The organism is Sphingomonas cellulosilytica, assembly GCF_052321755.1.
Taxonomy (GTDB): Bacteria; Pseudomonadota; Alphaproteobacteria; order Sphingomonadales; family Sphingomonadaceae; genus Sphingomonas.
This window is the reverse complement of record NZ_JBQRTT010000004.1, coordinates 87,317-104,037: the sequence shown is the minus strand read 5'-3', so window position 1 is coordinate 104,037 and position 16,721 is coordinate 87,317. Positions and strand designations below refer to the sequence as shown.

The window sequence follows — 16,721 nt, the reverse complement described above, 5'->3', positions numbered from 1 at the left end:
TGGGAAGGGTGAGGGGAAACGACGAAGGTCTGACCAAGCGCCAGCGCCTCCCCGCCACCGTCGCCACCCGCTCGCGAGAGCTACGCCAGCAAGCCGGGGAACCCGAACGCCGTCTGTGGCGAGCCTTGCGTGAGGCCCTGCCGGAGGCGAAATTCCGCCGTCAGGTTCCGCTAGGTTCCTACCACGCCGACTTCTGCTCGCACGGCTACCGCCTGATCGTCGAGGTCGATGGCGACGACCACGACACCAGACTGGAACGGGACGAGGCGCGCACCCGATTCCTCCATGATGAAGGCTATGACGTGATCCGCTTCGCCAATGCCGATGTCATGCAGACCACCGACGGCGTCGTGACCGTGATCGCGTCCGCTATCGCGCACAAGCAAAAGGGCCGCCCATGATGGACGGCCCCCTCGCCTTCCCGCGGCCTGCCGCTGCAGGCCTCTCCCTCTCCCACGTGGGGAGAGGGACAGAAACCTCACTCCGCCTCTTCGAACATGTCGACGGCGTTCTGCGCGGTGGCCGACAGGCGCACCGTGTCGCCCTCGATCTCGGCGACCAGCCCGGCCGGCAGGTAGTGGTGCTTGGCGCCCTGACCGTCCTCGGTGCTCGGCGAATCGTTCTTGGTCAGCTTGATGCGCTCGCCATCGACATGGTCGACGGTGCCGACATGGACGCCGTCGGCGCCGATGACCTTCATATGCTCCTTGATGTTGCTGTGATCGTGCATCGTGCGTCTCCTCAAATGGGTTCGGCGGTGAAACGAGCCGCTCCCCAATTGGATGCATCGATTGCGGGGAGGCTGCACTGATGCCGCTCGAAAGCATCATCATGTTCGCCGTCGCCGCGGTGTTCGGCCTTGCCGGCGCGTGGCTGCTGCTCCAGTTGCGCACGCCCCAGGGGCCGGCGCGCGTCTATGTCTATCGCATGGTCGGCATCATGAGCCTCGCCGCCGCCATCGTTCTCGCCTTTTCGGCCACCGCCATGTGGCGCTGGTCCGTCCAACCCTGATCCGCTTCCCCAAAGTTTACCCGGAGTAACCCCATGCCCCTTCTCGCCGCCTCCAAGCAGTACAAGCCCTTCGAATACCCCTGGGCGTTCGAATTCTGGAAGCGCCAGCAGCAGCTGCACTGGCTGCCCGAGGAAGTGCCCTTGGGCGAGGATTGCCGCGACTGGGCGCAGAAGCTGACCGATCACGAGCGCAACCTGCTGACCCAGATCTTCCGCTTCTTCACCCAGGCCGACGTCGAGGTGCAGGATTGCTACCACGAGAAATACGGCCGCGTGTTCAAGCCGACCGAGATCAAGATGATGCTGACCGCGTTCAGCAACATGGAGACGGTGCACATCGCCGCCTACAGCCACCTGCTCGACACGATCGGCATGCCGGAAAGCGAATATGGCGCCTTCCTCGAATATGCCGAGATGAAGGAAAAGCATGACTACATGCAGAACTTCGGCGTCGACAGCGACGAGGACATCGCCCGCACGCTCGCCATGTTCGGCGGCTTCACCGAAGGCGTGCAGCTGTTCGCCAGCTTCGCGATGCTGATGAACTTCCCGCGCTTCAACAAGATGAAGGGCATGGGCCAGATCGTCACCTGGTCGATCCGCGACGAGAGCCTGCACTGCGAGGGCATCATCAAGATGTTCCACACCTTCGTGAAGGAACGCCAGTGCCTCACCAAGGCGGTGAAGGACGATATCGCCGACGTCTGCCAGACGACGATCCGGCTGGAGGACAATTTCATCGACCTCGCCTTCGAAATGGGGCCGGTCAACGGCATGACGCCCAAGGAGATCAAGAAGTACATCCGCTACATCGCCGATTGGCGGATGGGGCAATTGGGCCTGAAGCCGATCTACATGATCGACGAACACCCCCTGCCCTGGCTCGCGCCGATGCTGAACGGCGTCGAGCACGCCAATTTCTTCGAACAGCGCGCCACCGAATATTCGAAGGCCGCGACCAAGGGCCAGTGGAACGACGTCTGGGACTCGTTCGACAAGCGCCAGAAGGCAAAGAGCGCCAAGCCGGCGAACGAGGATCTGGGGCTGCTGGACGGCGGGGATATGTTCTCGCGGGCTGGGGTTGCGGCGGAGTAACAAGTATGCGCACTGTAAATGTTAGCGCGAGTGAGGCGGCTGCTATCTTACAGCGGAGCGAAAGCCACTTTTTTGATTTCAAATCAAAGAGGATACTTCCATCCAAGTTGTCACGCACCATCAGTGCACTGGCAAATGCGGAAGGAGGTGATTTGTATATCGGCATCGAGGACCCAGCAGACGGAATTGCGATATGGGACGGCTTTACGAATGAGGAAGAGGCCAACTCGTTACTTCAAGTATTTCATGACCACTATCCTGAAGGCGAAGTTTTCTCGTAGCACTTTTTGAAGACCGATCATTATCCAGGACTAGTTCTGGCGTGTGAAATTTTTAAAAATCAGTACATTTGGAAAGATACACAAGGCGACATTTACCTACGACGAGGCGCACAGAGCCTCAAGCAAGATACTTATGAAAAGCAAGAAAGGCTGAAGCTCAATAAGGGCATCTTATCTCATGAAGATGCAAAGGTTGACATGCTAGTGGAAGAACTTTTGGCGTCAGATGCGTTTTTGCAATTTGCAGAAGTGATCGTCCCAAAAGCGGATCCCAAAATGTGGCTGCAAAAGCAGAAGGTTGTTCGTGACTCCAATGCTACCGTTGCTGGCCTTGTGCTGTTTGCCGATGAACCTCAGTCTGTACTACCGAAAGCAGCAGTTAAGATTGCGCGCTACCGGACTTCAGATCAGCCCAGTCGCGCGACTCTTGAAGGTCAACCTTCCACGATAGAAGGTTGCGTGGTCAATCTTATCAAAGATACTGTCGACGAAATCATCAAAATCGTCGAAAGAATACCGGTTATGAAAGACACTGGTCTCAAATCGGTCCAATATCCGCGCAACGCTATACACGAAATCATTACAAATGCCATCATTCACAGAGACTACAGCATCAATGATGACGTTCACGTTAGGATATTTGATAATCGGATTGAGATTTATAGTCCCGGCCCGCTTCCCGCTCACGTGACAGTGGACAATATTTTGGATGAAAGATTCGCTCGCAATCAAAAGATTGTGCGACTGACGAATAAGTTTCCAGATGCTCCCAATAAAGATGTAGGAGAAGGTCTTAATACTGCATTTGAGGCAATGAGAGATTTGCAACTTAAAGATCCAGTCGTAAGTCAAGTGACAAACGGCGTGCTTGTTGTGCTGAAACATGAGAAGCTAGCAGAACCGGAACAGTCCATCATAAACTTCCTCCGGGATAATGATGAGATCAACAACTCAAAAGCTCGCGCAATAACTTTTATTGGATCAGAAAATAAGGTAAAGAATATTTTTCGAAAAATGATGATGGCTAATATTATCGAACGTATACCAGATCGGTCTCAGGCCAAAACGGGATATCGTAAGGGCTCGTCATTTCCGGACAACTGATATCCTCTCACTCCACCATCGCCTCATTCCCCGCGAACCCCAGCCGCGTGATCCCCGCGCGCTTCGCCTCCGCCAGCACCTGGTCGAAGCGTTCGTAACGCGCCTCGGGGTCGGCCTTCATCACCAGCAGCGCCTTGGGGTCGGCGTCCAGCGCCTTGAACCGCGCGGGCATGGCGGCATCGCTCAACGCCGCGCCATCCAGCGTCACCGTGCCGTCGCGGGCCAGCAGCAGCGGGTGCGCCACCGTCTCGGATGGCGGCGCCTTGCCCTGCGGCAGGTCGACGGCCACCTTGTGCAGCACGGTCGGCAGGGTCAGGATCATCATCACCAGCAGCACCAGCATGACGTCGATCAGCGGCGTGATGTTGAGGTCCGACAGCGGCGCGTCGAAGGCGGGGCCGGCCGGGGTGGAGAAGGCACGCTTGCGTGGCATCCTGAGTCTCCTCGTCTATGTGATGGTAGAACATCACTCTTCCGCATTGCCGTCAAGAGGCGGCGCTTAACCGTTCTCCGCAACCGCCCGGCAATCCGCCGCTGCGATAGGGGAACGATGCTCCCCAATCCGCGCCTCTTCCGCAGCCGCTGGGCGGCGCTGCTCTGGGCCGGCGGCATCCTGTGGTTCGCCTATGACGTCGCCGGTTCGGCGCCCGCCGGCAACGGCGCGGCGATCACCGATGCGAGCGGCGCGGAGGCCAATGCCGCGGACCTTGCCGCCATCGCCAACCTGATCGACGACTGACGCGCGCGCATGGCGCCACGCGTTGCGGCGCACGGCGCACCATACGGCGACCGTTGCAGATCGCCCGGACAGCCCGTTGGACCGCCTCCGCCCCGGCCTCGTGCCAGGTCGCTGATCCGCCACGGCTTTCCGCACCGCGCCGAGGCCCCCCTGTCCTACGCATGCTTTTGCGCCTAGCTGAGCCGGTTCCTCACAACAGGAGCACAGCGCATGTCATCGTTCATGGACGGCACCATCCCGATTCCCATTACGCCTGCCGGGCCGGAGGACGTCGATCCGCCCGCGCGCACCGCGCCACACGGCGGCCATCGCCCCAAGGCACCGAGGGAGATCGTCGAGGATCGCCTGACGGTCGAGCTGCGGCGGCGCCGCGACGGCTGGACCGCGGAGCGCCAGCGCATCTTCCTCAACACGCTCGCCAACACCGGCCGCGTCACCGAGGCGGCGGAGATGGCGGATATCACGCCGCGCTCCGCCTACCGGCTGCGCAACCATCCGCAGGGCGCGGCCTTCGCCAGGGCGTGGGACGCGGCGATCATGCGGGCCAGTGGCCGCCTGCTCAGCGTCGCGATGGAACGCGCGATCAGCGGCACGCCGCAGGTCATCTGGCGCGAAGGCCGGATCGTCGCCGAAACCGCGACGCCGTCCGATCGGATGCTGATGTTCCTGCTGCGCCACCTCAACCCGGCGCTGTTCGATCCGAGCGCCACGGCCGGCGGGCGCGCGCATCGGCTCGCCCTTCGCGCCCAGGGCTTCGCGCCGGCGATGGCGGCGATCACCGATACCGATGTCGAGGCGGACCTGCTCGATATCGACGATTACCGCCACCAGCCGCCGTCCGAACAGGCACCGTGACGGCATGCGCGTGGGTGAGACTTTTGTGACTTTCCGAGCCCGACGCCACCCGCCGAGCGGGCGCGCTCAGCGCCGCCGCCGCACCGGCGCGTGGAAATCGGCGGGCTTGTCGGCGATCCAGCGGAGGAAGCGGGCAATGTCGGGATGGGTGCGCAGCACCGCCGGGTCGGCATAATCGCGCGCCAGCGCGGCATTGGGCAGGGTCGCATGAACGGTACGGTGGCAGATCGGATGGACGGCGGCGGTCACGCGGCCGCCCTCCGACTTGGGGACGAGGTGGTGCCACTCCACCTTGGCGCCGAGCGGCCGCCCGCAGATCGCGCAGGGCGGCGGCGGCGCCTCGCGCGCGGCCCGTGCGGCGGCCTCTGCCAGCCCCGCCTTGCGCTTCACCCGTCCGGTCATCGTCAGGGCCATATAGGAAGGCGCGTGCGGCGCCCCAACGGCAAGAGGGCGGGCCTGCGCTGCGCAGACCCACCCTCCCGCTGTTGCCCCTGACGGGAACGGTTTAGAAGTGCGCGACCACGCCGCCCATCGGACGGAAGCTGTGCGCGTCGTCGAACGTCGACACTTCGAGGCGCAGGCGCAGGCCCGAATTGCCGGTGATGCCGCCCAGGCCGATGTCCTTCGGGCCGACTTCGGTACCGATGCCGTACACGGTCGCGTGATAGTCGCGGTTCAGGTTGCCGACCACGCCCGGAGCGAACTTGTCGAAGTTGTTCCAGCGATAGCCGACCTTGCCGTAGAACAGGCCGCTGTCGCCGGCGCGGAAGCCGAAGCGGCCGTAGGCGCCATACTGCCAGTCGATGTCACCCGACACGCCCTTGGCGACCGAACCCTCGGCGCCGACGAACACCGGACCCAGCGGCACGTTGAAGCCGACGATGCCCTCGATCAGCGCGCCGTCCAGGTTGTAGCCCTTGGGCTGCGCGGGGATGCCGGCGACGGCCTGGCGGTCGAACTGCTCCCAGCCGCCCATCACGGCGACGTACGGCTCGATGCCGAACGCGCGGGTGCCATCGGGAGCCTGCGGCGCGGTGTCGACGGGGGCCGGAGCCGCCGCATCGGTCGTGCCGGTGGTCGACATGTCCTGCGCGAACGCGGGGACGGCGAACGACGCTGCCGCAACGGCGGCCGCGAGGGCGAGCTTACGCATATGTGATTACCTTGTGTTGCCTCAACTCGGGCGGCGGCGATGTGATCGCCGGCCTGCCCAGGCCCTTCCAAACCGGCCAATTACGGCTTTGTTGCAGCGCGACGGAACTTTCGGTCGGAACCTGCCGAGTTGTGGCTTTGCCGCAACACTTCCTGTCATGATGATGAACGAAATGCGGCTTTTGCGTGGTTCAGCGTGCCACAGTTGGTGCGACATTGGGGCGCGATGCCATCTCGCTGTTGCGAATACGCCAGGCATGCACGTGCGGATCGTCGCTCGGGATCCCGTCCGCCGCCTTGTGGAGCACCAGATTGTCGGTCAGCCGGAACGGCTTGCCCGATCGCTCCGTGCCGGTGATCGTGACCGGCACGGTGATGTAGCGCTGCCCCGCACCCGCGTCGGGGTCGAAGGGCGTGCCCACCGTCGCCTTGAACCCGGCATAGCGGTCGAACCGCGCCGCCAGCGCCGCCCGGTTCATGCCCGCCGGTGCCCCGGCACTGTCCCACAGGCTCCATGCCTCGTCGTAGCGCCCGGCGGACAGCGCCGCGACGTAGCGGCCGACGACGGCCTCGGGCGGCGCATCGTCGGGCAGCGGCGCCGGCGTGACGGTCGCCGCCGGGGTCGCGACCGTGGCTCTAGCCGTAGGGGCCGTCGCCGGCGTCGCCGCATAATTGGCGATGTCGGTCTGCGCCCGCGATGCCGCCGCCGCGACATCGACACCATTCTGGCGCGAGGAGGAGTCGGGGTCGGAACACCCGACCAGCGCGGCAGCGCATAGCGCGCCGGGTAGCAGGAACTTACGCATGACGGTCAGCATACTCGTCGGCCGTTCAACGAACGGCGATGGGGATGGAGACGGCAATGGGGGCAGCGCCAACGCCGCCCCGCCGCGCACCGTTCCTCAGGGCCGCAGCGCCACGTCGTCGGCATCGTCGACGTCGGCATCATCCTCGGCGTCGTCGCTCGTGCCGTCGTCGAAGTCATCCTGCGCGTCGTCCTCGTCCATGTCCTCTTCGTCCATGGTGACGCTGGCGTCGGTCTCGCCGACCTCTTCGGAATCCATGTCGAGGTCGTCGATATTCTCGTCCTCGGCATCCTCGTCGCCTAGATCGGGGTCGAGGTCGGTCAGCACCAGCCCGTCGCTCGGGCCGTTGCGCGTCGCCTCCAGGATCTCGGCGCGCTGGCTTTCGTCATAGCCTTCCTCGTCGTAGCCGTCGTCGCCCGACCCGTGGCTCATGACCTGGTGTCCGCCCATGGTAACCTCCTTCAGTGTGGAGGTGCGAACGGCGGGACGGCGGCGCGGGTTCCGCGAACCGCGTCAGGCCGGTCGGAACAGGCGGCCGCGCTCGGTGACGATCACCACCAGCAGCGCGACGATCCCGCACACCAGGAAGCCGCCCGCGAGCGGCGCAGTCGTCCCATCGAACGCCTGGCCGATGACGACGCCGATCATCGCACCGAAGGTCACGCTGGTGAAGCCCTGCACGCTGGAGGCGGTGCCGGCGATGCCGCCCATATTCTCCATCGCCATCGACGAGAAGTTGGAGGTGGCAAGGCCGAAGCAGCCCATGGTCAGCGCCTGCAGCGCCACGAAGCCGACCAGCGTCTCATACCCCGCCAGCGCGATGGCGAGGTGGATCGCGCTCAGCACGACCAGCAGGCTGAGCGCGCTATGGCTGATGAGCCGGGTGCCGAGCCGCATCACCAGCCGCGCGTTGGTCAGGTTCGCCGCGGCCATCAGCATGGCGGTGAGCGCGAACATCACCGCCAGCAGCCGCGGCCGCTCGAACGTGTCGAACATGATCTGCTGCACCGAGTTGAGATAGCCGTACAGCGCGCCCATCAGCGAGGTCGAGGCGAGCGTGTAGCCCAGCGACCAGCGGTCCGACAGCGTCTGCCGCCAGCCCGACACGATGCGACCGACGGCGAGCGGCTGCTGCGCCTCGGGGTGGAGCGTTTCGGGCATGCGGACGAAGAACCATGTCCAGATGCCCAGGCTGATGCCGCCGATCACCCAGAAGATGCCGCGCCAGTTGGCGAACAACAGCACCGTCTGGCCGAAGGCCGGCGCAAGGACGGGCACGATCATGAACACCATGAACGCGATCGACATGACGCGCGCCATCGGCCGGCCGTGATAGCAGTCGCGCACCATCGCCACCGTCGCGACGCGGGTCGCGGCGACCATCGCACCGCCGAACACCCGCGCGGCCAGCAACAGGGTGAAGCTCGCCGACACCGCGCAGGCGACGTTGGCGACCGCATAGCCGCCGATCGCCCACAGCAGCACGGTGCGCCGTCCGAAGCGGTCAGCGAGCGGGCCATGCGCGAGCTGCGCGATGCCGAAGCCGAGGACGAAGGCGGTGATGATGAACTGCCGCTCGTTCTCGGTGCCGACGCCCAGCGCCCGGCCCATCGCCGGCAGCGCGGGCAGCATCGAATCGATGCCGAGCGCCGCCAGCGACATCAGCGCCGCCACCAAGGCGACGAACTCGACGAAGCCGATCGGCGCGCCGGCCGGCTCGGCAACGGCGACGGGAGGCGTGCCGGGATCGACCGGCGCCGGGGAGAGGGATGAACGGGTCACGATGCGCCTCCCCTAACCGTTGGAACGGCGGACCGAAACCCCGCTTGAACCATGATGGCCGCTCCCTTACGCGGTATGGTGACATAACACACACGGAGGATCGCCATGACCCGCCTGCTCGCCTGCGCCGCCGCGCTCGCCCTGCCGCTCGCCGCCTGCGACCGCCCGGGCCAGGGCACCTCGGTGACGATCAACGCCGATGGCGGCAACACGCTCGGCTCGATCGATGCGCGCTCGGGCGAGGTGAAGATCGACGTCCCCGGCTTCTCGGGCCAGATCAAGCTGCCCCGGGTTCAGCTCGACGCGACCAACTTCGATCTCAATGGCGTCCGCCTCTACCCCGGCTCGACCATTGATGCGGTGGACGTCGGCGCAGGCGAGAAGGACTCGGGCGTGCGCATCCGCTTCACCAGCCCGGCAACGCCGGATCAGGTCCGCGGCTGGTTCGGCGAACGGCTCGGCAAGGCCGGCTTCACGCTGAAGCAGGACGGCGCCGGCCTCACCGGCACCACCGAAGAAAACAAGCCCTTCCGTCTCGACCTCACCGGCGATGGCGCCACGCGGGCCAGGGGCACGATCGTGCTGGGCGGCTGAACCGCCCGGCCCTCACAACGCGTGCACCGCCTCCAGCACGGCGGCGGCATGGCCCGGCACCTTCACCTTGCGCCACGCCTTCGCCAGTCGGCCGTCCGCGCCGAACAGGAAGGTGGCGCGCTCGATGCCCATATAGGTGCGCCCGTACATCTGCTTTTCGCCCCACACGCCAAAGGCGTCGCAGGCGCTGCCGTCCTCGTCGCTCGCCAGGCTGACGGTAAGGGCATGCTTGGCGATGAACTTGCCGTGCGCGGCGGGCGGATCCTTGCTGATCCCCATCAGGCTGGCGCCCGCCGCGGCGAAGGCCTCGGACAGGGCTGAGAAGTCCTGCGCCTCGCGGGTGCAACCGGTGGTATCGTCCTTGGGGTAGAAATAGATCACCGCGGGCAGCGGCAGGTCGGTCAGCCGGATGGCCACACCGTCCGGAGTCGTCACCGTCACTGCCGGTATCGTCGCGCCGTCATCCATCCGTCTCTCCTGTCATCGCGGTCCACGCCGCCTCGACGTCCCGCCGCGTCGCGGCAAGGGCGGCGAGCACGGCCTCCCAATCATCCAGCCGCAGCGCGCGTGCGATAAGATCGCGTGTCGCCGCCGGCGGCTCCGCGGCATCGGGCGCGACGAGGCGCAGCGTCACCAGCAACCGCGTCAACAGATCGTGCGCCGGAGCCAGCGCCTCCGGCAACAGCCCCTCGCCCGCCAGCGCATGGATCGCATGGGCGAGCCGCGGATCGAAGCCGGTGCGATGGCAGAGCTGCGCCAGATGCACGGTGAATTCCAGGTCGACCAGCCCACCCGGCAGCAGCTTGGCATCGAGCGGCCCGGTCGCCGGTTTGTGCCGCGCCATCTCGGCCCGCATCGCCTTGGCTTCGGTGGCGAGGTCGCGCTCCGGCCGCGCGCCGCCCAGCACCTCGGCGATCACCGCCGCCACCGCGTCGCGTGCCGCCGCCGACCCGAACACCGGCCGCGCCCGGGTGAGCGCCATATGCTCCCACGTCCACGCCTCCTCACGCTGGTAGCGCGCGAAGGATTCGACCGACACCACCAGAGGCCCCTGCGTCCCCGACGGCCGCAGCCGCGTATCGACCGGATAGAGCGGCCCTGCCGCGGTCGGCACCGACAGCGCCGCCGTGATCCGCTGCGCCAGCCGGTTGTAATAGAGCGTCGCGCCCAACGGCTTCGGCCCGTCCGACTCGGCGTGGAAATCGCCGGTGAACAGGTAGACGAGGTCGAGGTCGCTCGCATGGGTCAGCGCCCCGCCGCCCAGCCGCCCGAACGCCAGGATGACCAGCTCGCCGCCCGGCACCTGACCATGCGCGCGCGCGAACTCCGCCACCGTCTCGCCCGCCAGCACCGCGATCGCCGCCTCCGCCAGCCGCGCATAGCCCGCCGCCGCGTCCAGCGGGTCGGCGGCGCCCGCCACCACCTGCGATCCCAGCGCGAACCGTTTCTCGCCGACCAGACGGCGGACATGATCCAGCGTCGCCTGATAATCGCGCCCCTCGCCCGTCCGCATCTCCGCGGCGATGGCATCGACGCTGCCCAGCGGCTCGAACGCGCTCGCATCGATCAGCCAGTCGATCAACTCGGGCCGGGTCGCGAGCGCATCGGCAAGCGGCGCCGCATGGCTGAGGATCGTCGCCAGCAACGCCGCAAGCCCCGGCCGCGCCTCCAGCAGCCGCAGGATGTTGATCGCGCTCGACAGCCGCTCCAGCAGCACGTCGAGCCGCACCAGCGCCGCCGCGGGATCGGGCGCCCCGGCCAGCGCGGGCATCAGCACCGGCAGCACCGCCTCCAGCGCCTCGCGCGCCGCCGGGCTGCGCAGCGCCGGATAGCGCCCCGCCCGCCAGCCCGCGACCCGCGCCGCCGCCGCGACGCCATCGCCGAAGCCGCTCTCCGCCAACCGCGCGGCAAGCGCCTGTTCCTCGTGCGGGAACCCCGCCGGCCGGCCCTCGTCGAGCGCGTCGTAGATGCGGCCGGCACGCTCCACCGGCCCGCGCAGCAGCGCGATCAGCGCGTCGCCCCCCGCCAGCCCGTGCAGCCGCGCCACCCGGTCGAGCGCGTCGCCCGCCGGCAGGGTGTGCGTCTGGCGATCGTCGATCATCTGCACGCGATGTTCGATCGTCCGCAGCAGCGTGTACGACCGGGTCAGCGCCGTGGCCTCATCCTCCCCGATCCACCCTGCCGCCGCCAGCCGCGCCAGTGCGTCCCGAGTCGCCGGCGCCCGCAGCGCGGGATCGCGCCCGCCATGGATCAGCTGATGGATCTGCGCGAAGAACTCCGCTTCGCGAATGCCGCCACGCCCGCGCTTCAGGTCATAGCCCGCGCCCAAGGCCTGGCCGCAGGCATAATGATCGCGGATGCGGCGCGACAGATCGCGGATCTCGCCGATCGCGCCGAAATCAAGCCCCCGCCGCCACACGAACGGCCGGATCGCATCCAGGAAATACCGACCCAGCGCGAGGTCACCGGCGGCGGCGCGCGCGCGAATGAACGCCGCCCGCTCCCACGTCAGTGCCCGGCTTTCGTAATAGGCGATGGCGCCCTCGACCGGCAGCGCGATCGGCGTCGCCTCCGGCGATGGCCGCAGCCGCAGGTCGACGCGCAGCACATAGCCATCGCCGTCGCGCGCCTGCAGCAGCTCGACCACCCTTTTGGCGATCCGCACCGCGGCCTCTTCGGGCTCCTCGCGCGCGCGACGGGGCAGCGTGTGCGGGTCGAACAGCAGGATGGGATCGATGTCGGAGGAATAGTTGAGTTCGCGGCTTCCCTGCTTACCGAGCGCGATGGCGACAAAGCCGCGCGGTTCGGCGCCCGGCGTCCGCTCCTCGATCGCGGCACGGATGGCGCAGTCGAGCGCCCGATCGGCGAAGTCGCTCAGCGCATGGGTGACGGCTGTCAGGTCCATCGCCCCCGCCAGGTCACCGATCGCCGTCGTCAGCGCGAGCGCACGGCGATCGAGGCGCAGCCGCCGGGCGGTCGGCATGTCGGCCGTCGCACTCGACCACGCCGGATCGAACACGCCGGCCGCAAGCCGCTCGGCAAGTTCCGGCTCACGATCGAGCAACAGGGCAAGGAACGGCGCGTTCGCCCGCGCCCGCTCCAGCGCGGCAACCGGATCGACGCCCTCAGCCGACACGGCTTTGACTACCGATCGAACCGGCGCAACGATTTAGCGGGATGGTCGTTGGAAGCGCATGAACACCGATCCGCATATGGCCACCAAGACACATACGGGTGATTATCTGGTCCGCACGCCGCGTGCGACCGATGCACTCGGCCATGTGTTGCGCGGTGTGTTCGGCGACACCCGGATGCCCGACGATTGGGTCGCTTTGCTCCATCGTCTCGACCGCGTCACCCATTGATGAAGGACCGCGGCCTCAGTGGCCGCGGCTGAGTTCGTCGACCTCACCCATGATCGTGTCGAGCGCGGTCTTGTTGACGTCCGTCTCATGCTCGCGGCGCGACGGCAATGCGCCTTCGCTGAGGATGTTCTCGAGCGCCACGCGTCCGCGCGCCACGCGGCTCTTGATCGTGCCGACCGCCACCTGGCAAATCTCGGCCGCTTCCTCATACGCGAAGCCGCCTGCACCGACGAGGATCAGCGCCTCGCGTTGCGGCTGCGGCAGGTGCAACAGCGCCCGCTGCATGTCCCCCAGCTCGACGTGCCGGTCCTGACTGGCCGGCGCGGCGAGGATCCGGTCGGCGACCAGATCGTCCCACTCGCCCTTAAAGCGCGCACGGCGCATCTGCGACAGGTACAGGTTGCGCAGGATGATGAAGGTCCATGCCCGCATGTTCGTACCGGCCTGGAAGCGCTGACGCGCCGCCCAGGCCTTGAGCAACGTTTCCTGCACCAGATCGTCGGCAAGGTCGCGGCTGCCCGACAGCGAGCGGCCGAACGCGCGCAGGTGCGGGATCACCTGCGCCAGCTGCTTCTTGAACTCGGGGTCGGACAGCGCAACGTGTTCGACGGGCTCCACCGGCGTGTCGTCGTCTTCGTAATCGTCGCGCGTAGCGGGCTGGGTCATGCAAATCCGTTCGAAGCCGGGGACAACGTGCCGCCTTTGCCGCAACATAGGTGTCCGCGCCGGCAATTGCCAGTGAAGCGGGGTAACCGCTTTAACGCAGGATGAGGAAAGCGAAGATCACGATGATCAGCACGAGCGAGATGCCGAGGACGTAGCGGGTCACGCCCGGCGTCGCCCCGGCACGGGCTTCGGTGGTGGTCACATGCACTGGTTCGTTCGGATCAGCCATGATCGTGAAAACCCCCGAAGTCCGTTTTGGGTCCGTAACTTTCTTGGGCCGTCAGACGACGGCGGTCGGAATGGTCGCTTCGTCGAAGAACAGCGCCTGGCTGATCGCCGCCTTCACCGTGGAGCGCTGGAACGGCTTGGTGATGAGGAAGGTCGGTTCGGGGCGTTCGCCGGTGAGCAGCCGCTCGGGGAAGGCGGTGATGAAGATCACCGGCACTTCGAATTCGGCGAGGATGTCCTTCACCGCGTCGATGCCCGAACTGTCGTCTGCCAGCTGGATGTCGGCGAGCACCAGGCCCGGGCGATCCTCCATGGCGAGCGCGACCGCCTCGTCGCGCGTCACCGCGACGCCGGTCACCTCGTGGCCCAGGTCGCGCACGATCGTCTCGATGTCCATCGCGATGATCGGCTCGTCCTCGATGATGAGCACGCGGGCGCGGGTCTGCTTCTCGATCTCGGCCAGCGCCTCGGCGACCAGCGTCTCGACCTCGCTGGTGTCGACCTCGATCAGATAGGCCGCGTCCTCGGGCGTGAACCCTTCCATCGCGGTCAGCAGCAGCGCCTGCCGCGACAGCGGCGTCATGCGGGCGAGGCGCGCGCGCGCCACGGCCTCGGTACCCTCGGCATCGCTCTGCGAGGTCTGCTCTTCTCCATCGGCATTGGCCGATGCCCAGATGCCCTGGAACATGCGGTACAGGCCCAGGCGCGGATCGACGTCGCGCGGGAACTGGTCGGGTGCAGCGACGATCGCCTCCAGCGTCGCGCGGACGTATTTGTCGCCCTGATGCTGACTGCCGGTCAGGGCCCGGCCGTAGCGCCGCAGGAAGGGAAGGTGCGGTGCGAGTTGCTGTCCAAGCGACATGGGTGGTGATCACTCCCTGAGATACTGAGCGGGCGCCTGATCTGTGCGGGCGACCGCGGCTTTGCAACGTGTTTGTCGAAGAACCCACCCGCCCCCACGGACCTGCGGAATTTTCGCACAGCCGATGGAACCAACGAACGCGATTTTGGTTTCATCGGCCATTGAACGGGTTAACCGCTCCTCGAAGGCGGCCCCGTTTGTGTTGCGTCGAATGCCTGGACTCGCCGGGCCACCAGGGGGACTGTTGGAATTGCCCAGCGATAAGGACCGGAAAACGTCTTCCAAGAAATCTCCCGCCAAGGTTCAAAGCAAGGATCGCGACATGGGCGCGGCCCTGCGATCGGCCTATCAGCGGACGGTGGATGAACACGTTCCCGACGAAATGCTCGACCTCCTGAACAAGCTCGCATAGCAGGGGGCATGGCCTCCACCTTCGACGCCGCCTCCCATACGCGACGCGCGGCGATGGCGCCCGTGTCCGCGCTCTCCCGCCTGCCGACCGGCGCCAAGCTGTTCATCACGCTCAGCATCGCGCTGCTGCTGCTGGCGCTGATCGCGATCGGCGCGACATTGCAGACCGGCCGCACCGCCGATGCCGAAGCGCGCGCACGGCTGCGCATCGCCGCCAATGAAAGCGCACGCAGCATCGCCATCGAGCTGATCGGCGACATGACCGCGCTGCGCGTCGCGGTGAACGCGTTGCAGGTCGATGCCGCCGACGCGCCGAGCTGCGCACGTGCCCAGGGCGTGTTCGCGCAGCAGGCGACCACCGGCACGCGCTTCTCGATCGTCGACCGCAATGGCCGCCTGCTCTGCGGCGAAGCCTTCGATGGCGGCGCAGCACTCGATTCCAGCACCGCGGTCGGCGCCGCGATCGTGCCGGAGCGCGGGCTGATCCTGTCGATCGCCGGCCCCCGTCGCGGCCCTAGCGCACGCGTGTTCTTCCCGCAGGCTTTTCTCGCCCGCCTCGCCGCGCCGTCCAGCCGGGCGATCCCGCTCGCCAGCGCGCTGGTGCATGGCGACGACACGCTCGACCTCGCCAGCATCCCGGACCTGGGGCCGCTGGACAGGGTGGAGACGGTGGAGACGGACCTCGGCCTCGGCGGCCTCGCCTTGCGGACCAGCATTCGCAGTGCGCCAATCACCTCGTCCTTCCTCGTCGCGCTGCTGCTGCCGCTGCTGATGTGGGCGGCCGCCGCGGGACTGTCGTGGTTCATCGTCGATCGCCTGCTGATCCGGCCGCTGCGCCGGCTGCGCGCCAGCGTCGCCTCCTATACCCCGGGCGAGGTGATCGATCCGGGCAAGCTCGGCCCGCTGCCCGCCCAGGAAATCCGCGAACTCGGCGACACCTTCCGCGCGATCAGCCGCACCGTCGCGCTGCACGAGGCCGGCCTCGCCGAGGCGGTCGTCCGGCAGACCAAGCTGACGCGCGAGGTCCACCACCGGGTCAAGAACAACCTTCAGGTCATCTCCAGCCTCATCAACTTCCACGCGCGCGGGGCGCCCAGCGCGGACGCCAGCGCCGCCTATGCTTCTATCCAACGCCGCGTCGATGCGCTCGCCGTCGTCCACCGCAACCATTTCGCCGAGATGGAGGATAACCGCGGCCTCAACCTGCGATCGGTGATCGGCGAACTCGCCTCCAACATCCGCGCCACGGCGCCGGAGGGCGCGACCAGCCTGTCGATCGCGCTCGATATCGATCCCTACCTCGTCAACCAGGACGTCGCCGTCGCCGTCGCCTTCCTCGTTACCGAGACGATCGAACTTGCAATGACCGCCGATCCGGCTGCGCAAATCCGCGTCGCGATCAAGCCGGGCGATGACGACAAGAAGGCCAAGCTGCGCGTCGTGTCCCGCGCCTTCGTCGAGAGCGAGACGCTGGAGAAGCTTCTCTCCACCCGTTACGGGCGGGTTATCGAGGGCTTGTCGCGTCAGCTGCGCGCGCCGCTGCATCACGATCCGATGACGGGCGCGTACGAGATCGCCATCGCCGTTCTCGGTCGCGACTGACACCCTCGGAAAAGCCCGTAAAAAATTTCGCGAATTTCGCATCTGCTGCGGGAACCGAACATCGGGGGCAGGGTTATGCAGTACGGATCGCGACCTTATGCCCCCCCGCTCTCGCGATCCACGACATAGGCCCGGAAGCATCCACCCCTCCCCCCCCCGGTGATGCTT

The 16,721-nt window shown here is 66.5% G+C and carries 23 protein-coding genes; 11 read left to right on the top strand and 12 right to left on the bottom strand.

Going from position 1 to position 16,721, the window contains the following annotated elements; all coding sequences use genetic code 11:
* The first annotated feature begins 8 nt into the window (after window positions 1–8).
* Window positions 9–401: an endonuclease domain-containing protein gene (locus ACTZQ5_RS07960; RefSeq protein ID WP_443584639.1), complete on the top strand. Its 393-nt coding sequence runs from the start codon at window positions 9–11 to the stop codon at window positions 399–401.
* Between the two features lie 77 nt (window positions 402–478).
* Here ACTZQ5_RS07960 and ACTZQ5_RS07955 read toward each other — a convergent pair whose 3' ends face one another.
* Window positions 479–730, bottom strand: coding sequence for a DUF2171 domain-containing protein (locus ACTZQ5_RS07955; protein ID WP_443584638.1), 252 nt, complete (start codon window positions 728–730; stop codon window positions 479–481).
* Window positions 731–810: 80 nt separating this feature from the next.
* On the opposite strand from ACTZQ5_RS07955, the gene ACTZQ5_RS07950 reads away from it, so the two are divergent.
* Genes ACTZQ5_RS07950 through ACTZQ5_RS07935 form a run of 4 tightly spaced genes read left to right on the top strand, consistent with a single transcriptional unit; the run spans window position 811 to window position 3,491 of the window.
* Window positions 811–1,011: a hypothetical protein gene (locus tag ACTZQ5_RS07950; protein WP_443584637.1), complete on the top strand. Its 201-nt coding sequence runs from the start codon at window positions 811–813 to the stop codon at window positions 1,009–1,011.
* Between the two features lie 33 nt (window positions 1,012–1,044).
* Window positions 1,045–2,106 carry a ribonucleotide-diphosphate reductase subunit beta gene (locus ACTZQ5_RS07945; protein WP_443584636.1) on the top strand — a complete coding sequence of 354 codons (1,062 nt, stop codon included), beginning with the start codon at window positions 1,045–1,047 and terminating at the stop codon, window positions 2,104–2,106.
* Between the two features lie 5 nt (window positions 2,107–2,111).
* Complete coding sequence (locus tag ACTZQ5_RS07940) at window positions 2,112–2,387, top strand: AlbA family DNA-binding domain-containing protein (protein ID WP_443584635.1); 276 nt, start codon at window positions 2,112–2,114, stop codon at window positions 2,385–2,387.
* A 6-nt stretch (window positions 2,388–2,393) separates the two neighbouring features.
* The gene (locus tag ACTZQ5_RS07935; RefSeq protein ID WP_443584634.1) at window positions 2,394–3,491 is read left to right on the top strand and encodes an ATP-binding protein; all 1,098 of its coding nucleotides are present in this window, start codon (window positions 2,394–2,396) and stop codon (window positions 3,489–3,491) included.
* 7 nt (window positions 3,492–3,498) lie between these two features.
* Here ACTZQ5_RS07935 and ACTZQ5_RS07930 read toward each other — a convergent pair whose 3' ends face one another.
* Window positions 3,499–3,924: an ExbD/TolR family protein gene (locus ACTZQ5_RS07930; protein ID WP_443584633.1), complete on the bottom strand. Its 426-nt coding sequence runs from the start codon at window positions 3,922–3,924 to the stop codon at window positions 3,499–3,501.
* 117 nt (window positions 3,925–4,041) lie between these two features.
* Between ACTZQ5_RS07930 and ACTZQ5_RS07925 the strand changes: the two genes are divergently transcribed.
* Together ACTZQ5_RS07925 and ACTZQ5_RS07920 are read left to right on the top strand one after the other, a co-directional pair.
* On the top strand, window positions 4,042–4,230 hold the full coding sequence (locus ACTZQ5_RS07925; protein WP_443584632.1) for a hypothetical protein: 189 nt from the start codon (window positions 4,042–4,044) through the stop codon (window positions 4,228–4,230).
* A 210-nt stretch (window positions 4,231–4,440) separates the two neighbouring features.
* Window positions 4,441–5,085 carry a hypothetical protein gene (locus ACTZQ5_RS07920; protein ID WP_443584631.1) on the top strand — a complete coding sequence of 215 codons (645 nt, stop codon included), beginning with the start codon at window positions 4,441–4,443 and terminating at the stop codon, window positions 5,083–5,085.
* 66 nt (window positions 5,086–5,151) lie between these two features.
* On the opposite strand, the gene ACTZQ5_RS07915 is transcribed toward ACTZQ5_RS07920, so the two are convergent.
* The 5 genes from ACTZQ5_RS07915 to ACTZQ5_RS07895 all read right to left on the bottom strand — a co-directional run bounded on the left by ACTZQ5_RS07915 (window position 5,152) and on the right by ACTZQ5_RS07895 (window position 8,825).
* Entirely contained in the window at window positions 5,152–5,487 is a 336-nt protein-coding gene (locus ACTZQ5_RS07915; RefSeq protein WP_443584630.1) for an HNH endonuclease family protein, read from the bottom strand.
* 103 nt (window positions 5,488–5,590) lie between these two features.
* On the bottom strand, window positions 5,591–6,238 hold the full coding sequence (locus ACTZQ5_RS07910; protein ID WP_443584629.1) for an opacity protein: 648 nt from the start codon (window positions 6,236–6,238) through the stop codon (window positions 5,591–5,593).
* 190 nt (window positions 6,239–6,428) lie between these two features.
* A complete protein-coding gene (locus ACTZQ5_RS07905) occupies window positions 6,429–7,043 on the bottom strand; it encodes a hypothetical protein (protein ID WP_443584628.1) in 615 nt (204 codons plus the stop codon).
* A 96-nt stretch (window positions 7,044–7,139) separates the two neighbouring features.
* Window positions 7,140–7,493 carry a DNA primase gene (locus tag ACTZQ5_RS07900; RefSeq protein ID WP_443584627.1) on the bottom strand — a complete coding sequence of 118 codons (354 nt, stop codon included), beginning with the start codon at window positions 7,491–7,493 and terminating at the stop codon, window positions 7,140–7,142.
* Between the two features lie 63 nt (window positions 7,494–7,556).
* Window positions 7,557–8,825 carry a multidrug effflux MFS transporter gene (locus tag ACTZQ5_RS07895; RefSeq protein WP_443584626.1) on the bottom strand — a complete coding sequence of 423 codons (1,269 nt, stop codon included), beginning with the start codon at window positions 8,823–8,825 and terminating at the stop codon, window positions 7,557–7,559.
* A gap of 105 nt (window positions 8,826–8,930) precedes the next feature.
* On the opposite strand from ACTZQ5_RS07895, the gene ACTZQ5_RS07890 reads away from it, so the two are divergent.
* Entirely contained in the window at window positions 8,931–9,419 is a 489-nt protein-coding gene (locus ACTZQ5_RS07890) for a hypothetical protein (RefSeq protein ID WP_443584625.1), read from the top strand.
* 12 nt (window positions 9,420–9,431) lie between these two features.
* On the opposite strand, the gene ACTZQ5_RS07885 is transcribed toward ACTZQ5_RS07890, so the two are convergent.
* The gene (locus tag ACTZQ5_RS07885; RefSeq protein ID WP_443584624.1) at window positions 9,432–9,887 is read right to left on the bottom strand and encodes a peroxiredoxin; all 456 of its coding nucleotides are present in this window, start codon (window positions 9,885–9,887) and stop codon (window positions 9,432–9,434) included.
* Window positions 9,880–12,555 (bottom strand): bifunctional [glutamine synthetase] adenylyltransferase/[glutamine synthetase]-adenylyl-L-tyrosine phosphorylase, encoded by a 2,676-nt coding sequence (locus ACTZQ5_RS07880; protein WP_443584623.1) that lies wholly within the window; start codon window positions 12,553–12,555, stop codon window positions 9,880–9,882. Before ACTZQ5_RS07880 ends, ACTZQ5_RS07885 begins: the two co-directional genes overlap by 8 nt.
* A gap of 58 nt (window positions 12,556–12,613) precedes the next feature.
* Between ACTZQ5_RS07880 and ACTZQ5_RS07875 the strand changes: the two genes are divergently transcribed.
* The gene (locus ACTZQ5_RS07875) at window positions 12,614–12,784 is read left to right on the top strand and encodes a hypothetical protein (protein ID WP_443584622.1); all 171 of its coding nucleotides are present in this window, start codon (window positions 12,614–12,616) and stop codon (window positions 12,782–12,784) included.
* Window positions 12,785–12,799: 15 nt separating this feature from the next.
* On the opposite strand, the gene ACTZQ5_RS07870 is transcribed toward ACTZQ5_RS07875, so the two are convergent.
* The 3 genes from ACTZQ5_RS07870 to ACTZQ5_RS07860 all read right to left on the bottom strand — a co-directional run bounded on the left by ACTZQ5_RS07870 (window position 12,800) and on the right by ACTZQ5_RS07860 (window position 14,540).
* Window positions 12,800–13,450 carry a sigma-70 family RNA polymerase sigma factor gene (locus ACTZQ5_RS07870; protein ID WP_443584621.1) on the bottom strand — a complete coding sequence of 217 codons (651 nt, stop codon included), beginning with the start codon at window positions 13,448–13,450 and terminating at the stop codon, window positions 12,800–12,802.
* Window positions 13,451–13,541: 91 nt separating this feature from the next.
* On the bottom strand, window positions 13,542–13,679 hold the full coding sequence (locus ACTZQ5_RS07865) for a hypothetical protein (protein ID WP_443584620.1): 138 nt from the start codon (window positions 13,677–13,679) through the stop codon (window positions 13,542–13,544).
* Between the two features lie 51 nt (window positions 13,680–13,730).
* A complete protein-coding gene (locus ACTZQ5_RS07860; RefSeq protein ID WP_443584619.1) occupies window positions 13,731–14,540 on the bottom strand; it encodes a response regulator in 810 nt (269 codons plus the stop codon).
* 124 nt (window positions 14,541–14,664) lie between these two features.
* Between ACTZQ5_RS07860 and ACTZQ5_RS07855 the strand changes: the two genes are divergently transcribed.
* Entirely contained in the window at window positions 14,665–14,952 is a 288-nt protein-coding gene (locus ACTZQ5_RS07855; protein ID WP_443584618.1) for a NepR family anti-sigma factor, read from the top strand.
* 8 nt (window positions 14,953–14,960) lie between these two features.
* A complete protein-coding gene (locus ACTZQ5_RS07850) occupies window positions 14,961–16,553 on the top strand; it encodes a sensor histidine kinase (protein ID WP_443584617.1) in 1,593 nt (530 codons plus the stop codon).
* The last annotated feature ends 168 nt before the right edge of the window (window positions 16,554–16,721 follow it).

Coding starts and splice junctions, on each gene's coding strand:
- ACTZQ5_RS07890 (WP_443584625.1), top strand. CDS start 8,931: ATGACCCGCCTGCTCGCCTGCGCCGCCGCGCTCGCCCTGCCGCTCGCC.
- ACTZQ5_RS07950 (WP_443584637.1), top strand. CDS start 811: ATGCCGCTCGAAAGCATCATCATGTTCGCCGTCGCCGCGGTGTTCGGC.
- ACTZQ5_RS07860 (WP_443584619.1), bottom strand. CDS start 14,540: ATGTCGCTTGGACAGCAACTCGCACCGCACCTTCCCTTCCTGCGGCGC.
- ACTZQ5_RS07925 (WP_443584632.1), top strand. CDS start 4,042: ATGCTCCCCAATCCGCGCCTCTTCCGCAGCCGCTGGGCGGCGCTGCTC.
- ACTZQ5_RS07940 (WP_443584635.1), top strand. CDS start 2,112: ATGCGCACTGTAAATGTTAGCGCGAGTGAGGCGGCTGCTATCTTACAG.
- ACTZQ5_RS07865 (WP_443584620.1), bottom strand. CDS start 13,679: ATGGCTGATCCGAACGAACCAGTGCATGTGACCACCACCGAAGCCCGT.
- ACTZQ5_RS07855 (WP_443584618.1), top strand. CDS start 14,665: ATGGAACCAACGAACGCGATTTTGGTTTCATCGGCCATTGAACGGGTT.
- ACTZQ5_RS07955 (WP_443584638.1), bottom strand. CDS start 730: ATGCACGATCACAGCAACATCAAGGAGCATATGAAGGTCATCGGCGCC.
- ACTZQ5_RS07900 (WP_443584627.1), bottom strand. CDS start 7,493: ATGGGCGGACACCAGGTCATGAGCCACGGGTCGGGCGACGACGGCTAC.
- ACTZQ5_RS07920 (WP_443584631.1), top strand. CDS start 4,441: ATGTCATCGTTCATGGACGGCACCATCCCGATTCCCATTACGCCTGCC.
- ACTZQ5_RS07870 (WP_443584621.1), bottom strand. CDS start 13,450: ATGACCCAGCCCGCTACGCGCGACGATTACGAAGACGACGACACGCCG.
- ACTZQ5_RS07850 (WP_443584617.1), top strand. CDS start 14,961: ATGGCCTCCACCTTCGACGCCGCCTCCCATACGCGACGCGCGGCGATG.
- ACTZQ5_RS07910 (WP_443584629.1), bottom strand. CDS start 6,238: ATGCGTAAGCTCGCCCTCGCGGCCGCCGTTGCGGCAGCGTCGTTCGCC.
- ACTZQ5_RS07945 (WP_443584636.1), top strand. CDS start 1,045: ATGCCCCTTCTCGCCGCCTCCAAGCAGTACAAGCCCTTCGAATACCCC.
- ACTZQ5_RS07930 (WP_443584633.1), bottom strand. CDS start 3,924: ATGCCACGCAAGCGTGCCTTCTCCACCCCGGCCGGCCCCGCCTTCGAC.
- ACTZQ5_RS07885 (WP_443584624.1), bottom strand. CDS start 9,887: ATGGATGACGGCGCGACGATACCGGCAGTGACGGTGACGACTCCGGAC.
- ACTZQ5_RS07905 (WP_443584628.1), bottom strand. CDS start 7,043: ATGCGTAAGTTCCTGCTACCCGGCGCGCTATGCGCTGCCGCGCTGGTC.
- ACTZQ5_RS07915 (WP_443584630.1), bottom strand. CDS start 5,487: ATGACCGGACGGGTGAAGCGCAAGGCGGGGCTGGCAGAGGCCGCCGCA.
- ACTZQ5_RS07875 (WP_443584622.1), top strand. CDS start 12,614: ATGAACACCGATCCGCATATGGCCACCAAGACACATACGGGTGATTAT.